Here is a 24,770-nt window from a genome sequence, read left to right as displayed (position 1 = left end):
TGTGGATACAGGCGCATTATGCCTAGCCCTGCTCGGCAAGACACTCGCGCAGTGCGCTGTGCCAGTCAGGCTGGGTCACGCCCCATTCCCGCGCCAGGCGGCTGCAGTCCAGGCGCGAGTTCGACGGCCGCGGGGCCGGCGTCGGGTAGGCGCTGGCGGGGATGGCTTGCAACACGGCGCAGGGCTTGCCGTTGGCCAGCAATTGCTCGCCGATGGCCTGGGCGAAACCGAACCAGGAAGTCTCGCCCTGGGCAGTCAGATGGTAGGTGCCCCAGGCGCCCGGCCTGCCGGCCAGCCAGCGTTCGATCAGGGCCCGAGTGCTGTTGGCGATGCTCCCGGCCCAGGTCGGCGCGCCGATCTGGTCGGCCACCACCCGCAGCTCGGGGCGCTCCTGCAACAGGCGCTGCATGGTCAGCAGGAAGTTCTTGCCATGGCTGGCATAGACCCAGCTGGTGCGCAGGATCAGGTGCTGCCCCTGAACCTGAAGAATCGCCCGCTCGCCGGCCAGTTTGCTCTGGCCGTAGACCCCCAGTGGATTGGGCTCGTCGTCTTCCACATAAGGCGTGTCCTTGCGCCCGTCGAACACGTAGTCGGTGGAGTAGTGGATCAGCGGCACGCCCAGAGCCTTGGCCTCCTCGGCGAAGATCCCCGGGGCCCTGGCGTTGATTGCAAAGGCCAGCTCCGGCTCGCTTTCGGCCTGATCGACAGCGGTGTGGGCGGCCGCGTTGATGATCAGGTCCGGCCGCACGGCTCGGACTTGCTGGCGGATCTGTTCCGGGTGGCTCAGGTCCAGCTGCTCGCGGCCCAGTACCACCAGCTCGCCCAGGTCGCCGAGTCGCTGCTGCAGCTCCCGGGAGACCTGGCCGTGCCGGCCGCTGATGAGGATTTTCAAGGGGGTGGTCATGGGAACAGGTCGGCTTCCTTCAGACTTTTGCCATTCTGGTCCTTGGCTGAGAGGGTCGGTGGTTCCTGCAGTTGCCAATCGATCGCCAGAGTCGGATCGTCCCAGCGAATGCAACGCTCAGCCGAGGGGGTGTAGTAATCGGTCGTCTTGTAGAGAAACTCGGCGAAGTCGCTGAGCACCACGAAACCATGGGCGAACCCTTCGGGAATCCACAATTGACGATTGTTCTGCGCAGACAGGCGCACGCTTGCCCAGCGGCCAAAGTTCGGGGAGCTGCGGCGGATATCGACGGCGACGTCCAGTACCTCGCCAGCAATCACCCGGACGAGTTTCCCCTGGGGGTGTTCGAGCTGGTAGTGCAAGCCGCGCAGGACGTTCTTGACCGATCGTGAGTGATTGTCCTGCACGAAGCTCTTTTTCAAACCGGTAGCCTCTTCAAAGGCCTTGGCATTGAAACTTTCGTAGAAGAAACCGCGCTCGTCGCCAAAGACCTTGGGCTCGATGATCAGCACGCCGGGCAGGTCGGTGGGGATCACCTTCATTGCGACTCCCCTGCCAGAGTGAACAGGTACTGCCCATAGCCGGTCTTGCCGAAATAGGCGGCGCGCTCCAGCAGGTGCTCACGGCTGATCCAGTGGTTCTCGTAGGCGATTTCTTCCAGGCAGGCGACTTTCAGGCCCTGGCGGTGCTCGATGGTCTGCACGTACTGCGAGGCTTCCAGCAAGCTGTCGTGGGTGCCGGTATCGAGCCAGGCGAAGCCTCGACCGAAGCGCTCCACATGCAAGTCGCCACGCTTGAGGTAGGCGTTGTTGACGTCGGTGATCTCCAGTTCGCCGCGGGGCGAAGGCTTGACCTCTTTGGCGATCTGCACCACGTCGTTGTCGTAGAAATACAGGCCGGTGACGGCGTAGCTGGATTTTGGCTTCTTGGGTTTTTCTTCGATGGACAGGGCGCGGCCTTCGCTGTCGAAATCGATGACACCGAAACGCTCCGGGTCCTTGACCCAGTAGCCGAACACCGTGGCCCCGGAGTTGCGCTTGGCGGCATCGCGCAGTTGTTCGCCGAAGTATTGGCCGTGGAAAATGTTGTCACCGAGGATCAGGCACACCGGGTCATTGCCGATGAACGCCTCGCCGATCAGGAACGCCTGGGCCAGGCCATCCGGCGAAGGCTGCTCGGCGTAGCTGAAGCGCACCCCGAACTGGCTACCATCGCCCAGCAGGTTGCGATACTGCGGCAGGTCCTGGGGGGTGGAGATGATCAGGATGTCCCGGATGCCGGCCAGCATCAGCACCGAGATCGGGTAGTAGATCATCGGCTTGTCGTAGATCGGCAGCAGCTGCTTGGAAACGCCGAGGGTGATGGGGTGCAGACGGGTGCCGGAGCCGCCCGCCAGAACAATGCCTTTGATCATGCAATCAGATCCTTGATGTCGGTGGAACCCAGGCGTTCGCCCTGGTAGCTGCCGTCCTGTACCCGGCGGCACCACTCGAGGTTGTCCAGGTACCACTGCACGGTCTTGCGCAGGCCGCTGGTGAAGGTTTCTTCCGGTACCCAGCCCAGGTCCCGCTCGATCTTGCCGGCATCAATGGCGTAACGCAGGTCGTGGCCAGGACGATCCTGGACGAAGGTGATCAGGTCGGCGTAGTGCGCGACGCCCTGGGGTTTTTGCGGGGCCAGCTCTTCCAGCAGGCTGCAGATGCCGCGCACCACGTCGATATTCTTCTGCTCGTTATGGCCGCCGATGTTGTAGGTCTCGCCGACCACACCCTCGGTCACCACCTTGAACAGGGCCCGGGCGTGATCCTCGACGTACAGCCAGTCGCGAACCTGCAGGCCGTTGCCATACACCGGCAGGGGCTTGCCGGCCAGGGCGTTGAGGATCACCAGCGGGATCAGCTTCTCGGGGAAGTGGAACGGGCCGTAGTTGTTGGAGCAGTTGGTGATCAGCACCGGTAGCCCGTAGGTGCGCTGCCAGGCGCGGACCAGATGGTCGGACGCGGCCTTGCTGGCGGAGTAGGGCGAGCTGGGGGCGTAGGGCGTGGTTTCGCTGAACAGGTCATCGACGCCATGCAGGTCGCCGTAGACCTCGTCGGTGGAAATATGGTGGAAGCGGAAGGCCTGCCTTTGCGCTTCGGGCAGGCCGTGCCAGTAGGCGCGGGTCGCTTCCAGCAGGCTGTACGTGCCGACGATATTGGTCTGGATGAAATCCGATGGCCCGTCGATGGAGCGGTCGACATGGGACTCCGCCGCCAGGTGCATGATCGCCTGGGGCTGGAAACGTGCCAGCACGGCGCTGACGGTGGCCTGGTCGACGATGTCCGCCTTGACGAACTCATAGCGGCTGTTACTGGCGATGCTCTGCAGCGACTCCAGGTTGCCTGCGTAGGTCAGCTTGTCCAGGTTCAGCACTTCGTGTTCCGTGTGCTGGATCAGATGGCGGACCAAAGCCGAGCCGATAAAACCGGCTCCGCCGGTGACGAGAATGCGCATGTTGGAGGGCCTGTGTCCTTGAAAACGGTCATTTGCTGCAAAAAAGCAGCATAGCTTGTCGACATGGCGTCTGAGGTGCAATAGGCACCATCAGCCGATTTCACCGCAAGCGGTCGGAAACTTTGCGAAGTGAAGGTTCGGGGCAGGGACGGTTACTGTCTGTTTCCCCGTTTTTTGGCTTGCACAACGCCTTGCGCAATGGCGATATAAGCGGCCGATAACAATTCCAGGGGTCGTTGTATGTTGCTCGCCACCTTGATCCACCGTGCCAGTCTGCCCAGTCCCCAGGTTAGCGCGCAGCAAGCGCTGGACCTGCTGGAAACCCATTACGGCCTGCAGGGGACCCTGCAGTCCCTGGGCAGCCAGCAGGACCTCAACTATCGCCTCGACTGTCCCCAGGGGCGCTTTGTCCTGAAGATCTGTCGCGGCGACTATTCGGTCCTGGAGTTGCAGGCGCAGCACGCGGCTCTCAAGCATCTGCAGCAACATCCCGAGCTGCGAGTGCCGAGGGTGATTCCGGCGAAGAACGGTGCGGACCTGCTGTCCCTGGAGATAGCCGGGCAAGCGCTGCACGTCCGTCTGCTGGACTATATAGAAGGGCGCTCCCTGACCCACCTGCCGCACCTGAGCGTGGAGCTGGTGGCGGGCCTGGGTCGGCTCTGCGGGCAGATGGACCTGGCCCTGGCGGACTTCCAGCACCCGGGCCTGGAGCGCACCCTGCAGTGGGATGCGCGGCATGCCCAGGCGCTGATCGGGCATCTGTTGCCGGTGATCCGCGACCCGCAGCAACGGGTCTTGATCGCCGACAGCGCACAGCGGGCCGAGCGACGGCTGCAACCTTTGCTGGCGCAGTTGCCGGTGCAGGCGATCCATATGGATATCACCGATGACAACGTGGTCTGGCAGCGCGATGCCCTGCGTCACTGGCAGTTGCAGGGGGTGATCGATTTTGGCGACCTGATCCGCACCTGGCGCATCACCGATCTGTCGGTGACCTGCGCGGCACTGCTGCATCACGCCGAGGGCGATCCGCTGCGCATCCTTGCGGCGATCCAGGCCTATCACCAGGTCAATCCCTTGCAACGGGCGGAGCTGCTGGCGCTCTGGCCTTTGATCGTGGCGCGTGCCGCCGTGCTGGTGCTCAGTGGCGAGCAGCAGGTCAGCATCGATCCGGGCAACGACTATTCCCGCGCGAACCTGGCCCATGAGTGGGAAATTTTCCGGGTGGCCAGTTCCGTGTCTTTCGAGTTCATGGAAGCGGCCATCCTCAGCGCCGTCGGCCAGTCGCTGCCTGCGATCGGTAGCGAGGGTTTTGCCCCGCTGTTGCCGAGCCTGGTGGGCCGCGAGTTTGCCCTGATCGACCTGGGCGTGCTCAGTCCGCACTTCGAAGCGGGCAACTGGGAGCAACCGGGGATCGATGATCGGCTGCTGGCCGAAGCCGGCGCCGCCCATGGCCTGGCCGCCAGCCGTTACGGCCAGTACCGCCTGTCGCAAACCCGTCCCGACAGTGCCGAGGAGCCCTCCACCTGCGCCCTGCACGTGCAACTGCAAGTACCGGCGGGCACCGCAGTGGAAGCGCCGTTCGCCGGGGTCCTGCACCGTGGCGAGCAGGGCCTGTTGCGTCTCGATGGTCCGACCTTGAGCGTGCATCTGTGGGGTGTCGAGCCCTCCCTGCACCCGGGCGCGGCCCTGGTCAAGGGCCAGGTGCTGGGCGCAGTGGCGGCCGATGGCCGGCTCAGGGTCCAGCTGTGCCGGGGGGCCGAACTGGACCCGCCACTGTTTTGCAGCCCGTCCCGGGCCCCGGCCTGGCAAGCCCTGTGCCCCTCGCCGGCGGCGCTGCTGGGGCTGGCCTGCGATGCCGAACCGGAGCTGGATCCACAGACCCTGCTGGAGCGTCGCGATGCCAGCTTTGCGCGCTCGCAGAAGCACTACTACGTCGACCCGCCGCGGATCGAACGCGGCTGGCGCAATCACCTGATCGACATGCAGGGGCGTTCCTACCTGGACATGCTCAACAACGTCGCGGTGCTCGGCCATGGCCACCCATGCATGGCGGCCGTGGCGGCGCGTCAATGGTCGCTGCTCAATACCAACTCGCGTTTTCACTATGCGGCGATCGCCGAATTCTCCGAGCGCCTGCTGGCCCTGGCGCCGGACTCCATGGACCGGGTGTTCCTGGTCAACAGCGGCACCGAGGCCAATGACCTGGCGATCCGCCTGGCCTGGGCCTACAGCGGCGGGCGCGACATGCTCAGCGTGCTGGAGGCCTATCACGGCTGGTCAGTGGCGGCCGATGCGGTGTCCACTTCCATCGCCGACAACCCCCAGGCCCTCACCAGTCGCCCGGACTGGGTGCACCCGGTGACGGCGCCCAATACCTATCGTGGCGAGTTCCGCGGCGCGGACAGCACACCGCAGTACCTGCGCAGCGTCGACCAGCAGTTGCACAAGCTGGAGCAGCAGGATCGCCAGTTGGCTGGCTTCATCTGCGAACCGGTGTATGGCAACGCGGGGGGCATCTCCCTGCCGCCGGGCTATCTGCAGGCCGTCTACGAACGGGTCCGGGCCCGGGGCGGGGTGTGCATCGCCGATGAGGTCCAGGTGGGTTACGGGCGCATGGGCCAGTTCTTCTGGGGCTTTGAAGAGCAGGGCGTGGTGCCGGACATCATCACCATGGCCAAGGGCATGGGCAACGGCCAGCCTCTGGGCGCAGTGATCACCCGGCGCGAGATCGCCGAGGCGCTGGAGGCCGAAGGCTATTTCTTTTCCTCATCCGGCGGCAGCCCGGTCAGTTGCCGCATCGGCCTCGCGGTGCTGGATGTGATGCAGGAGGAGGGGCTCTGGGAGAACGCCCGGGTGGTGGGTGAACACTTCAAGCAACGCCTGGAAGCGCTCAAGGAGCGGCATCCGCTGGTGGGGGCGGTGCACGGTTCCGGTTTCTACCTGGGGCTGGAGCTGATCCGCAATCACCAGACCCTGGAGCCGGCCACCGAGGAAACCACCCTGCTGTGCGATCGCCTGCGGGAACTGGGGATCTTCATGCAACCCACCGGCGATCACTTGAACATCCTCAAGATCAAGCCGCCGATGGTCACCACGCGCCAGAGCGTGGATTTCTTCGTCGACATGCTGGACAAGGTGCTGGGCGAGGATCTGTAGGGGCTCGTCGTTCGCTTGCGTTGATCTCCATTCGCCGGCAAGCAGGCTCCTACACGCCTCAGTAGGAGCCGGCTTGCCGGTGAATGTGTCTATGGTTACTCGATTGTTATCGGTATTTTGTCGGATATTTTTCACGGAAAAGATTTATATGGCTTTTTAAGTCGATATTTATCGGATATAAAGTGACCGTCGTCAGGCGCGACCTTGTCGTGCCCCGTCCTTTTCCTATCCGTTGTCATCGACCGCGTCCATTGCCCTGGAGTTGTTCCATGAGCCGTATCGTTACCGTCGCCGCTACCCAGATGGCCTGTTCCTGGGACCTTGAGGCCAACCTCGAAACCGCCGAAAAACTGGTCCGCGAAGCCGCCGCCAAGGGCGCGCAGATCATCCTCATCCAGGAGCTGTTCGAGGCCCCGTACTTCTGCCAGAAGCCCAACCCGGACTATCTGCAACTGGCCACCACGGTGGACAGCAACGTCGCCATCGCGCACTTCCAGAAGGTCGCCCGGGAGCTGCAAGTGGTGCTGCCCATCAGCTTCTACGAGCTGGCCGGGCGGGCGCGCTTCAACAGCATCGCGATCATCGATGCCGACGGCAGCAACCTGGGGATTTATCGGAAAAGCCATATCCCGGACGGCCCCGGCTACCACGAGAAGTACTACTTCAACCCGGGCGATACCGGCTTCAAGGTGTGGAACACCCGCTACGCGAAAATCGGCGTGGGCATCTGCTGGGACCAGTGGTTCCCCGAGTGCGCCCGCAGCATGGCCCTGCAAGGCGCGGAGCTGCTGTTCTATCCCACCGCCATCGGCAGCGAGCCCCACGACAGCAGCATTTCCTCCCGCGATCACTGGCAGCGTGTGCAGCAGGGCCATGCCGGGGCCAACCTGATGCCGCTGATTGCCAGCAACCGCATCGGCAACGAAGAGCAGGACGGCTACGACATCACCTTCTACGGTTCGTCCTTCATCGCCAATCAGTTCGGCGAGAAGGTTCAGGAGCTCAACCAAACTGAAGAAGGTATCCTTGTGCACCGCTTCGACCTCGACGAGCTCGAACACATCCGCAGCGCCTGGGGCAGTTTCCGTGACCGTCGTCCGAACCTCTATGGCGCGCTGAAAACCCTCGACGGTTCCCTGGAGTCCTGAACACTATGAGCACTTTGCACAGCACGCCGCGCGCCGACGGTTTCTACATGCCGGCCGAATGGGCGACCCAGACCCAGACCTGGATGATTTGGCCCGAGCGTCCGGACAACTGGCGCCTGGGCGGCAAGCCGGCCCAGGCCGCCCACGCCGCGGTGGCCAAGGCCATTGCACGCTTTGAACCGGTGACCGTGGCGGTGTCCGCGGCCCAGTATGAAAACGCCCGGGCGCGCCTGGATGTGCCCAATATCCGCGTCGTGGAAATGTCCAGTGACGATGCCTGGGTTCGCGACACCGGTCCGACTTTCGTCATCAATCACAGCGGCGAAGTGCGCGGTGTGCACTGGGGCTTCAATGCCTGGGGCGGTTTCGAGGGCGGCTTGTATTCGCCTTGGAACCGTGACGAACAGGTGGCCAGCAAGGTGCTGGAAATCGAGCGTTGCCAGGAGTACCGCACCGAGGGCTTCGTGCTTGAGGGCGGCTCGATTCACGTCGACGGCGAAGGCACCCTGATCACCACCGAGGAATGCCTGCTCAACCACAACCGCAACCCGCACCTGTCCCGCGAGCAGATCGAGGCGGTGCTGCGCGAGCATCTGTCAGTGGAGCGCATTGTCTGGCTGCCGGACGGCCTGTACAACGACGAAACCGACGGTCATGTGGATAACTTCTGCTGCTACGTGCGTCCTGGTGAAGTGTTGCTGGCCTGGACCGATGACCCCCAGGACCCCAACTATCCACGTTGCCGGGCGGCCATGCAGGTGCTGGAAAACACCCTCGACGCCAAGGGCCGCACCTTCAAGGTGCACAAGATGCCGATTCCCGGCCCCTTGTATGCCACCGAAGAGGAATGCGCCGGTGTCGATGCGGTGCAGGGCAGTCAGGAGCGCAATCCCTCCGTGCGCCTGGCCGGTTCCTATGTGAACTTCCTGATCGTCAATGGCGGGATCATTGCGCCGAGTTTTGACGACCCGATGGATGCTCAGGCCAAGTCCATCCTCCAGGCGCTGTTCCCCGAGCATGAAGTGGTGATGGTGCCGGGGCGCGAACTGTTACTGGGGGGCGGCAATATCCATTGCCTTACCCAACAACAGCCTGCGCCACAGCGAATTTGAGTGCCGTTGTAACAGTGACTGTGCAAGGCCGTTCGTTGCATCGCTCCTGAGGCATTTCAGCGAGCCCGCAGCCCAGATGGGTTGCGGGCTTTTTCATGGCCGTATATCGGCCCATCCGACACATTGGCATAGCTCTTGTATCTGCTTTGTGGTGATTCTGAGACATGTGGAACATTTGTTGTTCTGTCATAAACCTTGGATAAGTTAGGCCGCTCAGATACCAGGAGAGAGCGCTGGAATGAACATGGTCAGCGAGCGGACGTCCCATCCCTTGGCAATGAGTAACGAGTCGCTGCAGGCTCTGGCGCAATGGTTGAAGTCCAATGGAACGCGTCAGATCAGGGAACCTGATCCGCGCCGGATCATCGTTGAGCGTTACCCCGCTGGATTGCTCAGCGAGGCGGAACTGCAGGCACTGTGGGATGTGGTCAAAGGATAGAAAACGACGGATTGTAAAAAGCGCTGCCGGGATGGCAGCGCTTTTTTTTGGCTGGGCGTTTTAGAAGCGGTAGTTGCCAGTGACCACCAGGCTGCGCGGATCTCCCGGCTGGATCTGATAGGCGCTGGTGGCCGAGCTGTAGTACTCGCGGTCGGCGATGTTGTTCAGCGCCGCGCGCACGTCCCAGTCCTTGTGCCGGTAGCCGGCCAGGGCGTCCCAGCGGCCGTAGCCCGGCAGCACCACGGTGTTGCTGCTGTCGGCGTAACGGTCGCCCACCAGGGTCAGGCCGGTTTCGGCGTACCAGCCCAGTTCCGGTTTCCAGGTGATGAACAGGCTGCCATTGCGCTTGGCCACGTTGTTCACCCGCTTGTCTTCGAAGCCGTTGTTGTCCTTGACCACTACCGCGTCCTGCAGGCCGATGCCGCCACGCAGGTACCAGTTGCCGACGAGCTTGCCGCTGGCGGTCAGCTCGACACCCCGGGAGCGTTGCAGGCCGGTGAGCAAGGTGATGCTGCGGTCCTGCGGGTCAGGGGTACGACGGTTGTAGAGCTCCAGTTCGTACACCGCGAGGGTGGTACTCAGGCGCTCGTCCAGCCAGTCGCTCTTGACCCCGACTTCCTTCTGCCGGGTCAGCTCCGGGCTCAGGTCGTTGCCGTTGCCGGCGGCGTTCGGGGTGATGCCGATCAGGCCGCCACCCACCGGCGCGAACGACTTGCTCCAGGAGGCATAGAACGAGTGGTGCTCCAGCGGCGTCCAGACCACCCCCAGGCGCGGGCTGACGCTGTGGCTATCGCGACTGTCGGAGATGCCGTTCTTGCGATTGGTGGTCTGCACTTCGAAGTAGTCGTAACGCAGGCCGGCCAGCAGTTGCCACTGATCGTTCAGGCGCAGTTGGTCCTGCACATAGAGCGCCCGGCTTTGCACCTCGGTGTGGTTGTTGCTCCAGACCTGCATGCGCCCGGTATGGCTCTGGTACGGATTGGGGTTGTACAGGTCCACGGCGGGCACTGCCTGACTGCCGGGCCCCGAGGTGGCGGCGTTGTAGAGGATCGGGTCGCGGCGCTGGCTGCCGAATTCCAGGCCGGTGAGCAGGCGGTGCTCCAGTCCGAAGGTGTCGAAACGACCCTCCAGCTCGCTGTTGTTGTAGACGTTGCGGGTCTTCAGATCCTGCTGCCAGCGCTGACGCTTTACCTTACCGGTAGCAGCGTCGTAGTCGAACTGGTAGGTGTTGTCGAAATCGCTGTCGAGCTTGAACACCCCCAAGGTGTGGCGCAGCTGCCAGCTGTCGCTCAGTTCGTAGCTCAGTTTGGAGCGCAGGGACTGGGACTTGTCATCGATGTAGTCGCGGTGGTCGCCGTAGGTGGTGTCGCGGCCGACGTCCGCCGGGCGCCCGTTGAGGCTGGTGATGCCGCGGTCCGGGGTGCGGTTGTAGCGGCTGTACTCGTATTGCACCAGCCAGTTCAGCTCCGGGGTGAGTTGCCAGCTCATGGACGGTGCGAACAGCTGGCGATTGCCACTGACGCCGTCGCGGAAACTGTTCTGGTCCTGGTTGCCCAGGTTCAGGCGCAGGCTGAGGTTCTCTGTCGGATCGGCACTGAGGTCGGCGTACAGGCTGCGCAGGTCCTGGCTACCGCCCTGGACTTCGACGCTGGAACGGCGGCCGAACTCCGGCAGCTTGCTCACCCGATTGACGATACCGCCCTGGCTGCCACGGCCATAGAGCACCGCCGCCGGGCCCTTGAGCACTTCGATGCGCTCGATGTTGTGCAGGTCGCGCACGTACTGGCTGTCGTCGCGGATGCCATCCAGATAGAAGTCGTTGCTGGCGTCGAAGCCGCGGATCCGCAGGCTGTCGAAGCGCGTGTCCGAGCCGCTGCTGACGTTGGGTATGCCGCTCAGGGCGCGGCCCAGGTCATTGACGCTGTAGTCCAGCACGTTGGCGGTCTTGAGCGTGTTGATCGCCTGGGGCACGTAGCGCGCGGCGGTGGCGGTGCGGGTGGCGGTACTGACTTCCTTGACTCGGGGATCGTCGGGATCGGCCTCGGCTTCGGCGCTGATGGAGGTGGTTGGCAGGGCGGTGCTGGCGGCGCAGGCAAAACCGGCGGTCAGCAGGGTGCAGAGTCCCAGGGACAGGGGCGTAAGGCGGAAATGGGCAGGCATCTGGAGCGCATCCGAAAGCAAGGTGAGTCGAAGGATGCAAATGGTAATGCGTGCTATTTACTAACGTTAATTATTATCTAATAGTTCCCCGGCTCTATTGTTTCTAATTGTGTCGCTGCCGTATCTGCCCACATACACGGACTAAACAGAGGGATTCGTCCGGTTCGCGCAACAGACTAAAAACCATTTCGAGGTTTTTCCCCTGGCGCCCGGGGCATAGTCTGCGTGCCATCGAATACTCAAGACCCTGTTGGAGTCCCCCCATGTCCTCGGCCACCCTTCACTACATCTATGACCCGTTGTGCGGCTGGTGCTACGGCGCCAAGCCGCTGGTGCAGGCGGCCCTGGCCGTGTTGCCGGTGCAGGCCCATGGGGGCGGCATGATGACCGGCCGCAACCGCCAGCCGGTGTCGCCACAGCTGCGCGATTACGTCATGCCCCATGACCGGCGTATCGCCGAGTACACCGGGCAGCCTTTCGGCCAGGCCTATTTCGAAGGCTTGCTGCGCGACCATTCGGCGGTGTTCGATTCGGCGCCGCCGATTGCCGCGGTACTGGCGGCCGAGGCCCTGGATGGACGCGGACTGCAATTGCTGGGACGCCTGCAGACCGCCCATTACCTGGAAGGCCGGCGGATTGCCGATCGCGAAGTCCTGCTGGAACTGGCGCAGGACCTGGGCTTGGCTGTCGAGGCATTCGCCGCGGCGCTGGATCGGGTTACCGCCACTGAGCTGGATGAACACATAAAGACCAGCCGCGCGCTGCTGGCCAAAGTCGGCGGTCAGGGTTTCCCGACCCTGGTGCTGGAGCGGGATGGCCGCTATCAGTTGCTCGATATCAGCCCCTGGCTGGGCAAACCCGAGGCTTTCGCCCACTGGCTGAAAACCTCACTGGGCGCCGGTTCCGGCCCGCAAGACGGCGCGTTCCAGGCCTGTGGCCTGGACGGTTGTGCGCTCTGATCCCACCTGACCTGCATGGAGTCACCCATGGATAACCTCGCGTTGATCAAGAGCACCTACGAAGGTGCCAACTCCCAGGAAAATGCGCGCAACACCGCCGCGGCCCTGGCCCCCGACGCACGTTGGACCGAAGCGGCGGGCTTTCCCTATGCCGGCACCTACGTCGGTTTCGAGGCGGTGCTGGAGCATGTCTTCAAGCGCCTGGGCTCGGAATGGCAGGACTTCACCTTCAAGGTGGAAAACTACGTGGCCCAGGGCGACAAGGTGTTCGCCTATGGCAACTACCAAGGCATCTACAAGGCCTCGGGCAAGCCGATCGATGTGCGAGTGGCCCATTTGTGGACCCTCAAAAACGGCAAAGTCACCCACTTCGAACAATTCGTCGACAGCCATAGCGTGCAGCTGGCAATGCTCTAGCCCGCAGTTCTTAGAATATTTTCAGCTATTCAAAGACGATTCACGAAATTGACACGTTGTTCAGGGCGCAGATAGGATTCGCCCCCAACGCCTGTGGCCAAGAGCCATATTTAAGAATAATAAAAGGCCCGCCGCGATCCTTCGCGGGCGGGTCTTTTTGTTTCGTCGGTAGAAGAGCGTTTAAACGCCATAGCCGTGAGTGCTCACAGCGCGTCTCTAACCGTAATAAGGAAAATAAAATGTTGAAACAGCGGATTTGCTTGATTGCACTGGGGATTTTGAGCGCTACACAAGCCATGGCCGACGGCCAGGCCGATGCCAAGGGTTTTGTCGAAGACAGCAGCCTGAAAGTGCTGCTGCGCAACGCCTACATCAACCGTGACTACAAAGACCGTAACAAGGACAAGGCCGAGTGGGGCCAGGCTGCCATCGGCACCTTTTCTTCCGGTTTCACCCAAGGCACCGTGGGCGTGGGCGTTGATGCCTTCGGCCTGTACGCACTGCGCCTGGACGGCGGCAAGGGCCGCAGCGGCGCTGGCGGTATCGACTTCTTCAAGCAAGGCGACAGCGGCAACGCCGCCGATGACCTGAGCAAGTTCGGTGCGGCGGTCAAGTTCCGCCTGTCCAACACTGTGCTGACCTACGGTGACCAGATGCCGGCCCTGCCGGTACTCAACTACGACAGCTCGCGTCTGCTGCCGGAAAGCTACACCGGCACCCTGATCACCTCCAAGGAGATCAAGGGCCTGGAGCTGAACGCCGGTCACTTCACCGCCGAATCGCGCAAGAGCGCCGAAGGCCGTGACAGCGGCGGTCTGAAGTCGATCAACGTATTGGGCGGTAGCTACCAGTTCACCGAACAGTTCAAGGGCGCGCTGTACGCTTCCGACGTCGAAGACGTGCTGAAGAAACAATACGTGAACCTCAACTACGTGTTCCCACTGGCCACCGACCAGTCCCTGACCCTGGACTTCAACGGTTACCGCACCAAGCTGGACAAATCCTTCGCCAAGGGCCTCAACGCCGGCGGCCAGGACAACAAGATCTGGAGCCTGGCGGCGACCTTCGCCACTGGCCCGCACTCGTTCACCGTCGCCCATCAGCGCAGCACCGGCGACAGCCACCTGGGCTACGCCTATGGCGGTTATCAGAAGTCCGGCTATGTGGGTGATGGCGGCAACACCATCTACCTGGCCAACTCCTACTGGTCCGACTTCAACGCGGAAGACGAACGCAGCTGGCAACTGGGCTACGGTCTGGACTTCGGCGCCTTCGGCGTACCGGGCCTGACCTACAACGTGGCCTACGTGCGTGGCGACAACATCACCACCGTCAACAGCACGGGTGGCAGCGAGCGAGAAATCTTCAACCAGCTCAAGTACGTGGTGCAGAGCGGCCCGGCCAAGGACCTGAGCGTCAAAGTGCGCAGCTCGGTTCTGCGTGTGTCGCAGAAGTCGTATGAGTACAACAAAGGTGGCAACGAACTGCGCGTGTTCGTCGACTACCCGATCAACGTGTTCTGATGAGCGCTTGATCACCACCTGACTCTGGGTGGTTGTCGTGCAAAAAAGCCCCGACTGGTTCGGGGCTTTTTCATGTTCGGTTATCGCTTGCGGGGTTTTGCCAGAGAGGGCAGGTGGATGTTTTCGTACCACTGTCTTTTCAAGGCGTCGCCTTCGCGCTTGTAGGCAAACATTTCTTGCCAATGTTCGCTGGCGAGATGAAGCATTTTCCCTGGAATGTGTTCCGTCAGGTAGGTGAAGTAGCGCAGGTGGTGAGGGGCCAGAACCTTCATGAGCTTGTTGAGCTGTATGGTCTCCGCGTTTTCGTCAGTGTCTTTCAATGCTTCATTCAAGATGAAGGTCGGGATCACCATGATGTAGGTGCCGGTAGCGCCCGTGAAGTCCGGAATACCGTCGTCGAGTTGGTAGAGGATATAAACGTAGAGGTCTGCCCAGCGTCGTTTGAGCTGATTACTGGTTAATTCCTTGCCATTGCGGGTCTGCATCCAGGCTGCCTTGGGAGACACCGGTAGCGCAGTTTTCAGTTCGTTGGCATGGGCCAGGTGACGAAGAGGTCGCTCTGTCTTGTCGACGAGCTTGGTTTTGACCTCCACCGCCCAGCCGTTCCAGGTGGTTCGGCAGAACCAGTCTGTGTCTTCGTTCAGGCGGTCAGTGGTGACCTTGCACGAATCCAGGAGCGGTTGCGGATAGCCAAAGTAAATATCCGCCACATCGCTTTCGCCATTGTCTTCGCTGACCGGGTCGAACAGCTTGTTGTGCAGGTAACCGTAAGGCCTACGGTTGGTCTCTGGCTTAAAGTCAGGGCTATGGACCGGCGGATTGTTGCGCTCGAAGTCCTTGATCGCCGAAATGATGAATGACTCATACACCCGCCCGATCCAGCTGGGGTTGTTCTTGAGGATTTTCAGTAGTCTTTCTGACAGTTCCATCTGCGGGTGGTCCTTGGGGGGCAGGCAGGTCTGGCCATGAATGGCCTGGTCACGGGGCACCGGGATTTTCGGCGAGTGGTTGGTCGATATCAATCTTGCTACAGTCCGCGGCTCCTTCCTGTCACGGATGATTTCGATGTTCCGTACCCTGTTATCCGGCCTGTGCCTGCTGGGCGTCGCCAGCATCGCCCACGGCCAGCCAGCGACTGCATCCGAGCAGTTGCTCAGCCAGTTCTCACGCTGCGATGCGCAGTTTTTCCAGAGCCTGAACACCGCCCAACTGCCGGCCGCGACCTTGACCGTGGCCAAGTACGGTGCGGTGAGTGCGCCCAAGATCCTGAACCCCTTGCAGGAAGGCGGCCGCTACCAGGCGTTCGAACAGCCGCTGCTGGTCAACGGCGTGCGCTTGCTGGGCTACTACAACGAAGCCCAGTCGCTGAAGTCGGTGGGTAACCTGCTGTTCTGGGGGTTTATTGCCGAGGGTGAGCCCCGTGAAGTGGCCGCAGCGCTCAAACCTCTACTGGTGGACAACCACCGCCTGAAGGCAGACCGCAGCGCCATGGTCCGGGTGGAGATCCGCCGGGTGGGCGACCCTATCGACAGCTGGCGCACCGAAGGTCTGGTCGGCGGCGGCGTGGCCACGCCGTTCGGTTTCGTCGAGCGGGTATTGAGCATCGACAAAGGCATCGCCAGCGCGCCGATCTCAGGTCGCACCACGATCTTCTGCAGCCTGCAGGGCACGGTTACCGCGCCACTGCTGCAGGTCTATCGCCCTGACCTCAACGCTCACCTGCTGGATTGAACAACATGCCTTCATTGTCTGTACGCGGGTCGATCCTGCTTGTGTGTGCCCTTGCCGTCACTGGCTGTGCCAGCCTGCAGAGCCAGGACCAGATCAACTACGCCCATTGCCGCCTGGTGGGCCAGGCCTCCAAGGCCGAGAAGTTCGATGTGGTGCTGCAAGAGGCCGACCTGTGCCTGTCGAAAAACCAACTGTCCAAGCCGATGCAGAGCCTGGTGTACTGGCTGAAGTCCGACGCCTACGCCAGCTTCAAGCGTTACCCGGAAGCCATCAGCGCCAAGGAAAAATCCATCGAACTGGGGCCCAAACCCGATGCCCGTGCGGTGCTGGACCTGAGCCGTCTTTATCGTGAATCGGGCAACCCGCAAAAGGCCCTGCAACTGGTGCAGTCCAACCTCGACGCCAACCTGGGCGAGGCGGGCAAGGGCAGCGGGTTCAACATGCCGACCTACTACCACCTGGGCCAGGCCCTCTACGACCTGGGGCGATACCGTGAGGCGGCTGAAGCCTATAGCGCCGGTCTGCAAAAGCAGCCGGACTATGCCTGGGCCTTCTACCATCGTGGTTTGGCCTACGAAAAACTGGGCCTGACCGACGATGCTCGCGCCGACTTTACCCAGTTCGCCAAGCGGGTGGACCAGAAGTACGTCGAACCGCAGCACCAGGCCAAACTGGCCGAATACCAGATCAGCCTGCCCTGAGCAGAGCCTTGCCGACGCAATAAAAAAGGCTCGCCGTATGGTGAGCCTTTTTGTTCAGCAACCTTGCCCATCAGTCATCCGGATTGATCGCGAACTTCAGCTGATCGCCTTCCAGGTACACCACCGCCTCACGGCCATGGATATCCACAGGACGGGCGGAGATCGCTTCATGCTCCGGGACGATCTTGGACAGCACCTTGTGCTGCACGTCGACCCGCCAGATACAGGCCCGCGGCCCTTCGTTATCGAAATACATCACCGGGCGGGTTTCGCTCCAGGTGGGATTGACGATGCTCCAGCCGGACTCGACTTCGTTGTGTTCGGTGACGTTCTCGGAGTAGGTGTTGTTGCTCTGCCGGTCGTAGTCCAGGGACAGGCTGTAGTTCTCCTGATTCAGATCCTGGCCGACCCGCGCTCGGGCATGGTGCAGGGTGTTGGAGAGCGACTGGAACACCTGCTGGCTGGCCTCGGGAGCACTGCGTGAGCCCAGGCGATAGCGCATGCCCTGCTGCAGCTCGCCGCCGCTGCGCTGGCGGTAGTAAAACACCCCGTCAACGATGCCGGCGAAGCGCTGGCCCTGATCGTTGCCCCCCGGCAGGGCCCAGCCGACAAAACCGATATCCCGAGCGATGGGGTGCAGGCCGGGCTGGTCGTCGGCGTATTCGTAGAGGGTGCCGACATAGCCTTCCTGCCCCTTCTGGTACTGACCGACGAACAGCACCACATGCAGCACGCCCTCCAGCACCTGGGCGTCGACGATCTGCTGATCGCCCTGGGGCGGGGCGGCGGTGAACCTGGCCAGGGTGAAGCGCTGCCAGTCATCAGGGTCCTGCAGGCGGTACTGACGGGTGGGATCCATGGGCAGCAGCTCGTCCTTGCCGGGCGCCGGAGGGATCGGCAACAGCCCGAGCATCTTCACCTGGGCCCGGTAGGCGGACTCCAAGCAGTCGCTGTCGATGCAGGTGTCGCGCACTTCCCGCAGCCACTGGGTTTGCAACAGGCGAAACACCTGCAGGTGCTTGAGGGCCTGGTAGCGGCGGTTCAACTCATCGTCCTTGGCGGACAGGGTCGGCGTGGCGCAGACGGTTTTTTCCACCAGGGTCGAGGCTTTGGCGCAGTCAAAACCGGCGGCCTGCACCTGGGACATGCACGCAGCCAGGGCCAGGCCCGTGACGACGAGCGACGGCAGAGCAAATTTCATCAAAACATCCTTGTAGGCAAGCGAGCGCAGATCAGGGGGTAGGGAAGGTCTGCAGATAGGCCAGCAGATTATCGATTTTTTCCTCATCGCTCAGCCCCCAGAAAATCATCCGGGTGCCAGGCACCACGGCTTTTGGATCTTCCAGGTACTGGATGAGCTTGTCCCGGGTCCAGACAATGCCCGACGACTTCATGGCGGTTGAATATTGATAGTCCGCGGCACTGCCGGCCGGGCGATCGATGATGCCGTTGAGCTGCGGCCCGAACGAACTGCGCACCGAAGGACCGATATTGTGGCAGCCGCTGCACAAGCGCTTGAACAGCTTGGCGCCGGCTTCGGCATCGCCGGCCAGGGTCGGAGTGCTGAACAGTGTTGAACTGACCAGCAAGGTCAGGAGCGAGAGGGCCGTGCGCTTCATGGAATGCCTGTGTGCTGCGGGAGACGGCGGGTATTGGAGCATGAAGTGCGAGTGCTGGGGAGTTATGGCAGTTTGCTGTGGTGCAAGTGCCAGAAACAACAAAGCCCCTGCATTGCTGCAGGGGCTTCGTTTTGTATGGTGCCGGCACCAGGAGTCGAACCCGGGACCTACTGATTACAAGTCAGTTGCTCTACCAACTGAGCTATACCGGCGTGTTAGGGCGACGATTATAGCGATTGGCGGGGTTCTGTAAACCCCTGAAATCTGACTATTTTTGCGTGGGCCTGCGCCAGCTCTGTCGTAGGGCTTCCCGGCACTCGGGGCTCAGGCGCGATGAGGCGGTGAGCCAGTGGCGGATCGCGGAAGGTCCAGTGCAGACTGCCGGCACGCGGCCGATAGCCTGCTCAGCCGCTCATGCCGCTGCAAACAAAGGAAAGATCAGTCATGCAACTCAGAAATATCGCTTCGCTGGCGCTGTTGTCGTTACTTGGTGCCTGTAGCGTCAAACCGGTGTTGCCCTATTCGGAACCGCCCCTGAGCGTGCCGACCGCGCAGTTGCGGGTGATCACCAACGGTGAAGTGCGTGGGGAGGCTTATGCCGGTTGCCTGGGGGACAGCAAGCGCCTGGCCAAGGCCGGGCGTTTTGGCAGCAATCAGCAAGCCAATATCAATTACCCGCAGTTTCCGTTGCAGCCGCGGCAGATCGATATGCTGCCGCGCTTCGCGCCGAAGCTGCCGGCCTACGTCGGCTCGATCCGCATGGGCGAGGGCGCGTACCACGAGATTGTCACCGAGTATCGGGTGCCGGCGGGTCGGCCTTTCCTGCTGGAAGGGGGCGGGGTGTCGGCCGCTGGATCCGGCAGCAGCTATCGCACCTGTCCCGAGGTGAAGAAGGTGGTGATGTTCGAGCCGGGCAAGAGTTACGAAGCCTACGTCGGCCTGAACTACATCCCCCAGGCCAGTGGCGAAACTGCTGCGATGTGTGTCTTTGCGGTGTACCAGCTGTTGCCTCTGGGCAAGCCGGGGGCGGTGATGCCGCTGGCGCTCCAGACCAAGCCACCGGTGGACAGACGGTGCCCGGGTAACTGAGTCGCTGCAGGGTTCCCCGGCCTGCTGCTACAGGCCGGGGCGTACGGGGTCAGGCCTCCCAGCCGGTGTCGCGCAGCGCTTGCTGCACCAGTGGGTGTAGTTCGGCACCTTGCTGCTCGGTCTGCCAGGCCAGCAGGTCCTTGCGCATGGCCGGGGTCCAGAACATCTGCATGTGGTTGCGCACGCTCAGCACCGCCTGTGCCTGATCCGGCTCGTTGGCAAAGTACGCGGCGATCTGGTTGGCCATCTTGATCAGGTTGGCGGTGCTCATCGGCGCACCTCCGCCTTGCCGCCCCGGGAGCGCCGGCGTTCATCCAGCAGGCGATGCTGTTCGTCGCTGAATGCCTGGTAGCGCTTCTGCCATTCGGAAGGGTGGTAGACGCGGCTGACTTCCACCGCCGTGACCTTGTACTCCGGACAGTTGGTGGCCCAGTCGGAGTTGTCGGTGGTGATCACGTTGGCCCCCGATTCGGGGAAGTGGAAGGTGGTGTAGACCACCCCCGGCGCCACCCGCTCGGTGACCCGGGCGCGCAGCACGGTCTGCCCGGCGCGGCTGCCGATGCCCACCCAGTCGCCTTCGTTGATGCCCCGGCTCTCGGCGTCGGTGGGGTGGATTTCCAGGCGGTCCTCGGCGTGCCAGGCAACGTTGTCGGTGCGTCGGGTCTGGGCGCCGACGTTGTACTGGCTGAGGATCCGGCCGGTGGTCAGCAGCAGCGGGTAGCGGCCGTTGACCTTCTCGTCGGTGGGCACGTAGCCGGTGAGCATGAAGCGCCCCTTGCCGCGCACGAACTCGTCGATGTGCATGGTCGGCGTGCCGTCCGGCGCGGCGTCGTTGCACGGCCATTGCAGGCTGCCGTGGCGATCCAGGCTGGCGTAGCTGACGCCGGTGAAGGTCGGGGTCAGGCGGGCGATTTCATCCATGATTTCCGAGGGATGGTTGTAGTGCATCGGGTAGCCCAGGGCCGCCGCCAGGGCCAGGGTGCCTTCCCAGTCGGCCTTGCCGCCCAGCGGCTCCATGACCTTGCGCACCCGCGAGATGCGCCGTTCGGCGTTGGTGAAGGTGCCGTCCTTTTCCAGGAACGAGCTGCCCGGCAGGAACACGTGGGCGAACTTGGCGGTTTCGTTGAGGAAGATGTCCTGCACCACCACGCACTCCATGGCCGACAGGGCCGCGGTCACGTGCTGGGTGTTGGGGTCGCTCTGGGCGATGTCTTCGCCCTGGCAGTACAGGCCCCTGAAGCTGCCGCCCAGGGCGGCTTCGAACATGTTGGGAATGCGCAGGCCGGGGTCGGCTTGCAGGGTGACGTTCCAGGCCTGCTCGAACTCCTGGCGCACCGCCTGGTTGGAGATGTGCCGGTAGCCCGGCAGCTCGTGGGGGAAGGAGCCCATGTCGCAGGAACCCTGGACGTTGTTCTGCCCCCGCAGCGGGTTCACCCCCACCCCTTCGCGACCGATGTTGCCGGTGGCCATGGCCAGGTTGGCGATGCCCATCACCGAGGTGCTGCCCTGGCTGTGTTCGGTGACGCCCAGGCCGTAGTAGATCGCCGCGTTGCCGCCGGTGGCGTACAGGCGCGCAGCGGCGCGGATGTCGGCAGCGGGCACGCCGCAGATGGCGCCGAGCACTTCCGGCGAGTTGTCGGCGCGGCTGACGAAGGCGCTCCACTGGGCGAAGGCTTCCGGCTCGCACCGGGCCTCGACGAATGCCTGGTTGACCAGGCCCTCGGTAACGATCACATGGGCCAGGGCATTGAGCATGGCCACGTTGGTGCCCGGGCGCAGGGCCAGGTGCAGTTCGGCGCGGGCGTGCACCGAGTCCACCAGATCGATGCGCCGTGGGTCGATGACGATCAGCTTGGCCCCTTCACGCAGGCGCCGCTTGAGCTGGGAACCGAACACCGGGTGCGCGTCGCTGGGGTTGGCGCCCATCACCAGGATCACGTCGGCCTGCATCACCGAGTCGAAGCTCTGGGTGCCGGCGGATTCCCCCAGGGTCTGCTTGAGGCCGTAGCCGGTGGGCGAGTGGCAGACCCGGGCGCAGGTGTCGACGTTGTTGTTGCCGAAGGCCGCCCGCACCAGTTTCTGCACCAGGTAGGTTTCTTCGTTGGTGCAGCGACTGGAGGTGATGCCGCCGATGGAGTCGCGGCCGTACTTGAGCTGGATGCGCCGCAGCTCGCTGGCGGCGTAGGTCACTGCCTCGTCCCAGCTGACTTCCTGCCACGGATCGCTGATGTGCTTGCGGATCATCGGCTTGGTGATGCGGTCCGGGTGGGTGGCGTAGCCCCAGGCGAAGCGGCCCTTGACGCAGGAATGGCCGTGGTTGGCCTGGCCGTTCTTGTCCGGAACCATGCGCACCAGCTGGTCGCCCTTCATCTCGGCGCGGAACGAGCAGCCGACCCCGCAGTAGGCGCAGGTGGTGATCACCGCCCGTTCCGGCTGGCCCATTTCCACCACGCTTTTTTCCATCAGGGTCGCGGTGGGGCAGGCCTGCACGCAGGCGCCGCAGGATACGCATTCGGAATCCAGGAAGTTGTCGCCACCGGCCGCCGCGACCCGGGATTCGAAGCCGCGGCCGCTGATGGTCAGGGCGAAGGTGCCCTGGGTTTCCTCGCAGGCGCGCACGCAGCGGTTGCAGACGATGCACTTGCTCGGGTCGTAGTCGAAGTAGGGGTTGGAGGTGTCTTTCTGATCGTCCAGGTGGTTGGCACCGTCATAGCCGTAGCGCACTTCCCGCAGGCCCACCTGGCCGGCCACGGTCTGCAGTTCGCAGTTGCCGTTGGCCGAGCAGGTCAGGCAGTCCAGCGGGTGGTCGGAGATGTACAGCTCCATCACGTTGCGCCGCAGGGTCGCCAGCTTCGGCGTTTGCGTATGCACCACCATGCCTTCGCTGACCGGGGTGGTGCAGGAGGCCGGGTAGCCGCGCATGCCGTCGATCTCCACCAGGCACATGCGGCACGAGCCGAAGGCTTCCAGGCTGTCGGTGGCGCAGAGCTTGGGGATGGTGGTGCCCAGCAGGGCCGCGGCGCGCATCACCGAAGTGCCCTGGGGCACGCTGATGCTGCGCCCGTCGATGTTCAGGCTGACCTGCACCTGGCTGTCGCGGGCCGGGGTGCCGAAGTCCACGGCATTGAGGTCGATGTCTGTGGCTGGGTCGAAAATACTGATCATTGCTCGGCCTCCGAGGGCGCCAGACCGAAGTCGGCGGGGAAGTGCTTCAGGGCGCTGGCCACCGGGTAGGACGTCATCCCGCCCAGGGCGCACAGCGAGCCGTATTGCAGGGTGTCGCACAGGTCTTTGAGGATCAGCGCCTGCTCGTCGCGGCGGCCTTGATCGGGGGCCGCCAGCAGACGGTCGATGACCTCCACGCCGCGGGTCGAACCGATGCGGCACGGGGTGCATTTGCCGCAGGATTCCTCGGCGCAGAATTGCAGGGCGAAGCGCGCCATGTGGGCCATGTCCAGGCTGTCATCGGCCACCACCACGCCACCGTGGCCGAGCATCGCGCCCATGGCGGCGAAGGCTTCGTAATCCAGCGGCGTATCGAACTGCGCCGGCGGCACCCAGGCGCCCAGCGGGCCGCCCACTTGCGCGGCCTTCAGCGGCCGGCCGCTGGCGGTGCCGCCGCCGTAGCCTTCCACCAGCTCGCGCAGGGTCAGGCCGAAGGCCCGTTCCACCAGGCCACCGTGACGCACGTTGCCCGCCAGCTGGAAGGGCATGGTGCCCAGGGAGCGGCCCATGCCGTAGTCGCGATAGAAGGCTGCGCCCTTTTCCAGGATCAGCGGCACCGAGGCCAGGGTCAGCACGTTGTGCACCAGGGTCGGCTGGCCGAACAGGCCTTGCAGCGCCGGGATCGGCGGCTTGGCGCGGACGATGCCGCGCTTGCCTTCCAGGGAGTCCAGCAGGGCGGTTTCCTCGCCGCAGATATAGGCCCCGGCGCCGACCCGTACCTCCAGGTCGAAGGCCAGGCCGCTGCCACCGAGATTGGCCCCGAGGTAACCGGCGTCCCGGGCGATGTCCAGGGCCTCGCGCAGGGTCGCCACCGCCTGGGGGTATTCCGAGCGCACGTAGATGTAGCCGTAGCTGGCGCCGACCGCGAGGCCGGCAATGGCCATGCCTTCGATCAGCAGGAAGGGGTCTCCTTCCATCAGCATGCGGTCGGCGAAGGTGCCGGAGTCGCCTTCGTCGGCGTTGCACACCACGTACTTCTGCTGCGGCGGTGTGTCGCGCACGGTGCGCCATTTGATCCCGGCGGGGAACGCCGCGCCGCCACGGCCACGCAGGCCGGAATCGAGCACCGCGGCCACGGTCTGCTCACCGCCCAGGGCGATGGCGCGGCCTAGGCCCTCGAAGCCGCCATGGGCCCGATAGTCCGCCAGGGACAGCGGCCGGGTTATGCCGGCGCGGGCGAACAGCAGGCGTTGCTGACTTTTCAGATAGGGCAGGTCTTCCACCCGGCCCAGGGCCAGGGGATGGCTGGCGGGATCGCCTTGCAGGGCATCGAGCAACGAAGGCACGTCGGCGACGCTCAGCGGACCAAAGCCCAGGCGTCCGTCCGGGGTGTCGACTTCCAAAAGCGGCTCCAGCCAGTACAGGCCACGGGAGCTGGTGCGTTGCAGTTGCAACGGCAGGTGGCGCTGCTCGGCCTGGGCGGCGATGGCCTCGGCCACCGCGTCGGCGCCCACGGCCCGGGCCAGGGAATCACAGGGCAGATAGAGGCTCGGCATTACGCGTCCTCCCGACAGCTGTCCAGCAGCGCGTCCAGGCGTTCGGCGCTGACCCGGGCGTGCAGTTGCCCGTCCAGCTCCAGGGCCGGCGAACAGGCGCAGGCCCCCAGGCAATACACCGGTCGCAGGCTGATGGAACCGTCGGCGCTGCTGCCGTGGTCATCCAGGTGCAGACGCTCGCGCAATTGCGCCGCCAGCTGCTCGGAGCCACGGCTCTGGCAGGACTCGGCACGGCACAGGCGCAGGATGTGCCGCGCCGGCGGCGCGGTACGAAAATCATGGTAGAAGCTGATCACCCCGCGCACTTCCGCCTGGCTTTGATTGAGCGCGTGGGCGATCTCGGGGATGGCCAGATCGGGGATGTAGCCGAGCTCTTCCTGGATCTGGTGGAGAAGGGGCAACAGCGCACCCGGGACGCCTTTGTGGCGCTCCAGCAGGGTGTGGATCAACGGCAGATGCAGCGTTTCATCAGGCATACAGCAATTCCTCACGGTCACGGACACACCTGATGGTTGTCGGCTGTCCGAAAGTGTCGGCTGCGGCACTGCTTGCCACGTCACGGTAGCGCGGCGTTTCAGGCCGTTGGCCATGCACC

22 protein-coding genes and 1 tRNA gene are annotated in these 24,770 nt (G+C 63.5%); 10 read left to right on the top strand and 13 right to left on the bottom strand.

All coding sequences use genetic code 11. The annotated features are described in order from the left end of the window. Positions 1–22: 22 nt before the first annotated feature. From rfbD to rfbB, 4 genes are read right to left on the bottom strand one after another with little or no spacing between them, the layout of a single operon-like run. The gene (gene rfbD / locus ACMGG8_RS02150; RefSeq protein ID WP_060837060.1) at positions 23–904 is read right to left on the bottom strand and encodes a dTDP-4-dehydrorhamnose reductase; all 882 of its coding nucleotides are present in this window, start codon (positions 902–904) and stop codon (positions 23–25) included. Beyond that, positions 901–1,446 carry a dTDP-4-dehydrorhamnose 3,5-epimerase gene (gene rfbC, locus ACMGG8_RS02145; protein WP_129406258.1) on the bottom strand — a complete coding sequence of 182 codons (546 nt, stop codon included), beginning with the start codon at positions 1,444–1,446 and terminating at the stop codon, positions 901–903. The genes rfbD and rfbC overlap by 4 nt, the downstream gene beginning before the upstream one ends. Next, positions 1,443–2,318: a glucose-1-phosphate thymidylyltransferase RfbA gene (rfbA, locus tag ACMGG8_RS02140; protein ID WP_414159085.1), complete on the bottom strand. Its 876-nt coding sequence runs from the start codon at positions 2,316–2,318 to the stop codon at positions 1,443–1,445. The genes rfbC and rfbA overlap by 4 nt, the downstream gene beginning before the upstream one ends. Beyond that, the gene (rfbB, locus tag ACMGG8_RS02135) at positions 2,315–3,397 is read right to left on the bottom strand and encodes a dTDP-glucose 4,6-dehydratase (RefSeq protein ID WP_414159084.1); all 1,083 of its coding nucleotides are present in this window, start codon (positions 3,395–3,397) and stop codon (positions 2,315–2,317) included. The genes rfbA and rfbB overlap by 4 nt, the downstream gene beginning before the upstream one ends. A gap of 240 nt (positions 3,398–3,637) precedes the next feature. Here rfbB and ACMGG8_RS02130 point away from each other — a divergent pair, with 240 nt between their 5' ends. From ACMGG8_RS02130 to ACMGG8_RS02115, 4 genes are all read left to right on the top strand, one after another. Continuing rightward, a complete protein-coding gene (locus ACMGG8_RS02130) occupies positions 3,638–6,556 on the top strand; it encodes an aminotransferase (RefSeq protein ID WP_414159083.1) in 2,919 nt (972 codons plus the stop codon). Between the two features lie 269 nt (positions 6,557–6,825). Next, positions 6,826–7,704, top strand: a complete 879-nt coding sequence (gene aguB, locus ACMGG8_RS02125) for an N-carbamoylputrescine amidase (RefSeq protein WP_016963615.1) — start codon at positions 6,826–6,828, stop codon at positions 7,702–7,704. A 5-nt stretch (positions 7,705–7,709) separates the two neighbouring features. Further along, entirely contained in the window at positions 7,710–8,816 is a 1,107-nt protein-coding gene (aguA, locus tag ACMGG8_RS02120; protein WP_060837065.1) for an agmatine deiminase, read from the top strand. Positions 8,817–9,054: 238 nt separating this feature from the next. Further along, positions 9,055–9,255 carry a hypothetical protein gene (locus ACMGG8_RS02115; protein WP_016963613.1) on the top strand — a complete coding sequence of 67 codons (201 nt, stop codon included), beginning with the start codon at positions 9,055–9,057 and terminating at the stop codon, positions 9,253–9,255. A gap of 60 nt (positions 9,256–9,315) precedes the next feature. On the opposite strand, the gene ACMGG8_RS02110 is transcribed toward ACMGG8_RS02115, so the two are convergent. Then, positions 9,316–11,415: a TonB-dependent receptor gene (locus ACMGG8_RS02110; RefSeq protein ID WP_414159082.1), complete on the bottom strand. Its 2,100-nt coding sequence runs from the start codon at positions 11,413–11,415 to the stop codon at positions 9,316–9,318. A 263-nt stretch (positions 11,416–11,678) separates the two neighbouring features. Here ACMGG8_RS02110 and ACMGG8_RS02105 point away from each other — a divergent pair, with 263 nt between their 5' ends. From ACMGG8_RS02105 to ACMGG8_RS02095, 3 genes are all read left to right on the top strand, one after another. Next, on the top strand, positions 11,679–12,374 hold the full coding sequence (locus ACMGG8_RS02105; protein ID WP_060837067.1) for a DsbA family protein: 696 nt from the start codon (positions 11,679–11,681) through the stop codon (positions 12,372–12,374). 27 nt (positions 12,375–12,401) lie between these two features. After that, on the top strand, positions 12,402–12,791 hold the full coding sequence (locus tag ACMGG8_RS02100; protein WP_060842195.1) for a nuclear transport factor 2 family protein: 390 nt from the start codon (positions 12,402–12,404) through the stop codon (positions 12,789–12,791). Positions 12,792–13,030: 239 nt separating this feature from the next. Then, a complete protein-coding gene (locus ACMGG8_RS02095; RefSeq protein ID WP_108545855.1) occupies positions 13,031–14,314 on the top strand; it encodes an OprD family porin in 1,284 nt (427 codons plus the stop codon). Between the two features lie 80 nt (positions 14,315–14,394). Here the strand turns inward: ACMGG8_RS02095 and ACMGG8_RS02090 are convergent, their stop codons facing one another. Then, on the bottom strand, positions 14,395–15,243 hold the full coding sequence (locus ACMGG8_RS02090; protein ID WP_146189223.1) for a hypothetical protein: 849 nt from the start codon (positions 15,241–15,243) through the stop codon (positions 14,395–14,397). A gap of 136 nt (positions 15,244–15,379) precedes the next feature. On the opposite strand from ACMGG8_RS02090, the gene ACMGG8_RS02085 reads away from it, so the two are divergent. Together ACMGG8_RS02085 and ACMGG8_RS02080 are read left to right on the top strand one after the other, a co-directional pair. Continuing rightward, positions 15,380–16,045: a hypothetical protein gene (locus ACMGG8_RS02085; protein WP_235759225.1), complete on the top strand. Its 666-nt coding sequence runs from the start codon at positions 15,380–15,382 to the stop codon at positions 16,043–16,045. Between the two features lie 5 nt (positions 16,046–16,050). Further along, positions 16,051–16,746, top strand: coding sequence for a tetratricopeptide repeat protein (locus ACMGG8_RS02080; protein ID WP_108545858.1), 696 nt, complete (start codon positions 16,051–16,053; stop codon positions 16,744–16,746). Between the two features lie 70 nt (positions 16,747–16,816). Here ACMGG8_RS02080 and ACMGG8_RS02075 read toward each other — a convergent pair whose 3' ends face one another. The 3 genes from ACMGG8_RS02075 to ACMGG8_RS02065 all read right to left on the bottom strand — a co-directional run bounded on the left by ACMGG8_RS02075 (position 16,817) and on the right by ACMGG8_RS02065 (position 18,577). Then, entirely contained in the window at positions 16,817–17,947 is a 1,131-nt protein-coding gene (locus tag ACMGG8_RS02075; protein ID WP_414159081.1) for a lysozyme inhibitor LprI family protein, read from the bottom strand. Between the two features lie 31 nt (positions 17,948–17,978). Next, positions 17,979–18,365: a c-type cytochrome gene (locus ACMGG8_RS02070; RefSeq protein WP_414159080.1), complete on the bottom strand. Its 387-nt coding sequence runs from the start codon at positions 18,363–18,365 to the stop codon at positions 17,979–17,981. A 136-nt stretch (positions 18,366–18,501) separates the two neighbouring features. Then, positions 18,502–18,577, bottom strand: a tRNA-Thr gene (locus tag ACMGG8_RS02065). Between the two features lie 232 nt (positions 18,578–18,809). Between ACMGG8_RS02065 and ACMGG8_RS02060 the strand changes: the two genes are divergently transcribed. Continuing rightward, the gene (locus ACMGG8_RS02060; RefSeq protein WP_414159079.1) at positions 18,810–19,454 is read left to right on the top strand and encodes an amidase; all 645 of its coding nucleotides are present in this window, start codon (positions 18,810–18,812) and stop codon (positions 19,452–19,454) included. A 49-nt stretch (positions 19,455–19,503) separates the two neighbouring features. On the opposite strand, the gene ACMGG8_RS02055 is transcribed toward ACMGG8_RS02060, so the two are convergent. Genes ACMGG8_RS02055 through ACMGG8_RS02040 form a run of 4 tightly spaced genes read right to left on the bottom strand, consistent with a single transcriptional unit; the run spans position 19,504 to position 24,651 of the window. Further along, the gene (locus tag ACMGG8_RS02055) at positions 19,504–19,725 is read right to left on the bottom strand and encodes a formate dehydrogenase subunit delta (RefSeq protein WP_060837073.1); all 222 of its coding nucleotides are present in this window, start codon (positions 19,723–19,725) and stop codon (positions 19,504–19,506) included. Then, positions 19,722–22,619, bottom strand: coding sequence for a formate dehydrogenase subunit alpha (gene fdhF, locus ACMGG8_RS02050; protein WP_414159078.1), 2,898 nt, complete (start codon positions 22,617–22,619; stop codon positions 19,722–19,724). The genes ACMGG8_RS02055 and fdhF overlap by 4 nt, the downstream gene beginning before the upstream one ends. Further along, positions 22,616–24,175 (bottom strand): formate dehydrogenase beta subunit, encoded by a 1,560-nt coding sequence (locus ACMGG8_RS02045; RefSeq protein WP_414159077.1) that lies wholly within the window; start codon positions 24,173–24,175, stop codon positions 22,616–22,618. The genes fdhF and ACMGG8_RS02045 overlap by 4 nt, the downstream gene beginning before the upstream one ends. Then, the gene (locus ACMGG8_RS02040; RefSeq protein WP_108545862.1) at positions 24,175–24,651 is read right to left on the bottom strand and encodes a formate dehydrogenase subunit gamma; all 477 of its coding nucleotides are present in this window, start codon (positions 24,649–24,651) and stop codon (positions 24,175–24,177) included. Before ACMGG8_RS02040 ends, ACMGG8_RS02045 begins: the two co-directional genes overlap by 1 nt. Between the last annotated feature and the right edge of the window lie 119 nt (positions 24,652–24,770).

The organism is Pseudomonas sp. BNK-45, assembly GCF_047456255.1.
GTDB lineage: Bacteria > Pseudomonadota > Gammaproteobacteria > Pseudomonadales > Pseudomonadaceae > Aquipseudomonas.
This window is presented reverse-complemented; position numbering and strand designations above follow the sequence as displayed.

Excerpts from the sequence above, each read along its gene's own strand:
- rfbD (WP_060837060.1), bottom strand. The coding sequence starts at position 904 with ATGACCACCCCCTTGAAAATCCTCATCAGCGGCCGGCACGGCCAGGTC.
- rfbC (WP_129406258.1), bottom strand. The coding sequence starts at position 1,446 with ATGAAGGTGATCCCCACCGACCTGCCCGGCGTGCTGATCATCGAGCCC.
- rfbA (WP_414159085.1), bottom strand. The coding sequence starts at position 2,318 with ATGATCAAAGGCATTGTTCTGGCGGGCGGCTCCGGCACCCGTCTGCAC.
- rfbB (WP_414159084.1), bottom strand. The coding sequence starts at position 3,397 with ATGCGCATTCTCGTCACCGGCGGAGCCGGTTTTATCGGCTCGGCTTTG.
- ACMGG8_RS02130 (WP_414159083.1), top strand. The coding sequence starts at position 3,638 with ATGTTGCTCGCCACCTTGATCCACCGTGCCAGTCTGCCCAGTCCCCAG.
- aguB (WP_016963615.1), top strand. The coding sequence starts at position 6,826 with ATGAGCCGTATCGTTACCGTCGCCGCTACCCAGATGGCCTGTTCCTGG.
- aguA (WP_060837065.1), top strand. The coding sequence starts at position 7,710 with ATGAGCACTTTGCACAGCACGCCGCGCGCCGACGGTTTCTACATGCCG.
- ACMGG8_RS02115 (WP_016963613.1), top strand. The coding sequence starts at position 9,055 with ATGAACATGGTCAGCGAGCGGACGTCCCATCCCTTGGCAATGAGTAAC.
- ACMGG8_RS02110 (WP_414159082.1), bottom strand. The coding sequence starts at position 11,415 with ATGCCTGCCCATTTCCGCCTTACGCCCCTGTCCCTGGGACTCTGCACC.
- ACMGG8_RS02105 (WP_060837067.1), top strand. The coding sequence starts at position 11,679 with ATGTCCTCGGCCACCCTTCACTACATCTATGACCCGTTGTGCGGCTGG.
- ACMGG8_RS02100 (WP_060842195.1), top strand. The coding sequence starts at position 12,402 with ATGGATAACCTCGCGTTGATCAAGAGCACCTACGAAGGTGCCAACTCC.
- ACMGG8_RS02095 (WP_108545855.1), top strand. The coding sequence starts at position 13,031 with ATGTTGAAACAGCGGATTTGCTTGATTGCACTGGGGATTTTGAGCGCT.
- ACMGG8_RS02090 (WP_146189223.1), bottom strand. The coding sequence starts at position 15,243 with ATGGAACTGTCAGAAAGACTACTGAAAATCCTCAAGAACAACCCCAGC.
- ACMGG8_RS02085 (WP_235759225.1), top strand. The coding sequence starts at position 15,380 with ATGTTCCGTACCCTGTTATCCGGCCTGTGCCTGCTGGGCGTCGCCAGC.
- ACMGG8_RS02080 (WP_108545858.1), top strand. The coding sequence starts at position 16,051 with ATGCCTTCATTGTCTGTACGCGGGTCGATCCTGCTTGTGTGTGCCCTT.
- ACMGG8_RS02075 (WP_414159081.1), bottom strand. The coding sequence starts at position 17,947 with ATGAAATTTGCTCTGCCGTCGCTCGTCGTCACGGGCCTGGCCCTGGCT.
- ACMGG8_RS02070 (WP_414159080.1), bottom strand. The coding sequence starts at position 18,365 with ATGAAGCGCACGGCCCTCTCGCTCCTGACCTTGCTGGTCAGTTCAACA.
- ACMGG8_RS02060 (WP_414159079.1), top strand. The coding sequence starts at position 18,810 with ATGCAACTCAGAAATATCGCTTCGCTGGCGCTGTTGTCGTTACTTGGT.
- ACMGG8_RS02055 (WP_060837073.1), bottom strand. The coding sequence starts at position 19,725 with ATGAGCACCGCCAACCTGATCAAGATGGCCAACCAGATCGCCGCGTAC.
- fdhF (WP_414159078.1), bottom strand. The coding sequence starts at position 22,619 with ATGATCAGTATTTTCGACCCAGCCACAGACATCGACCTCAATGCCGTG.
- ACMGG8_RS02045 (WP_414159077.1), bottom strand. The coding sequence starts at position 24,175 with ATGCCGAGCCTCTATCTGCCCTGTGATTCCCTGGCCCGGGCCGTGGGC.
- ACMGG8_RS02040 (WP_108545862.1), bottom strand. The coding sequence starts at position 24,651 with ATGCCTGATGAAACGCTGCATCTGCCGTTGATCCACACCCTGCTGGAG.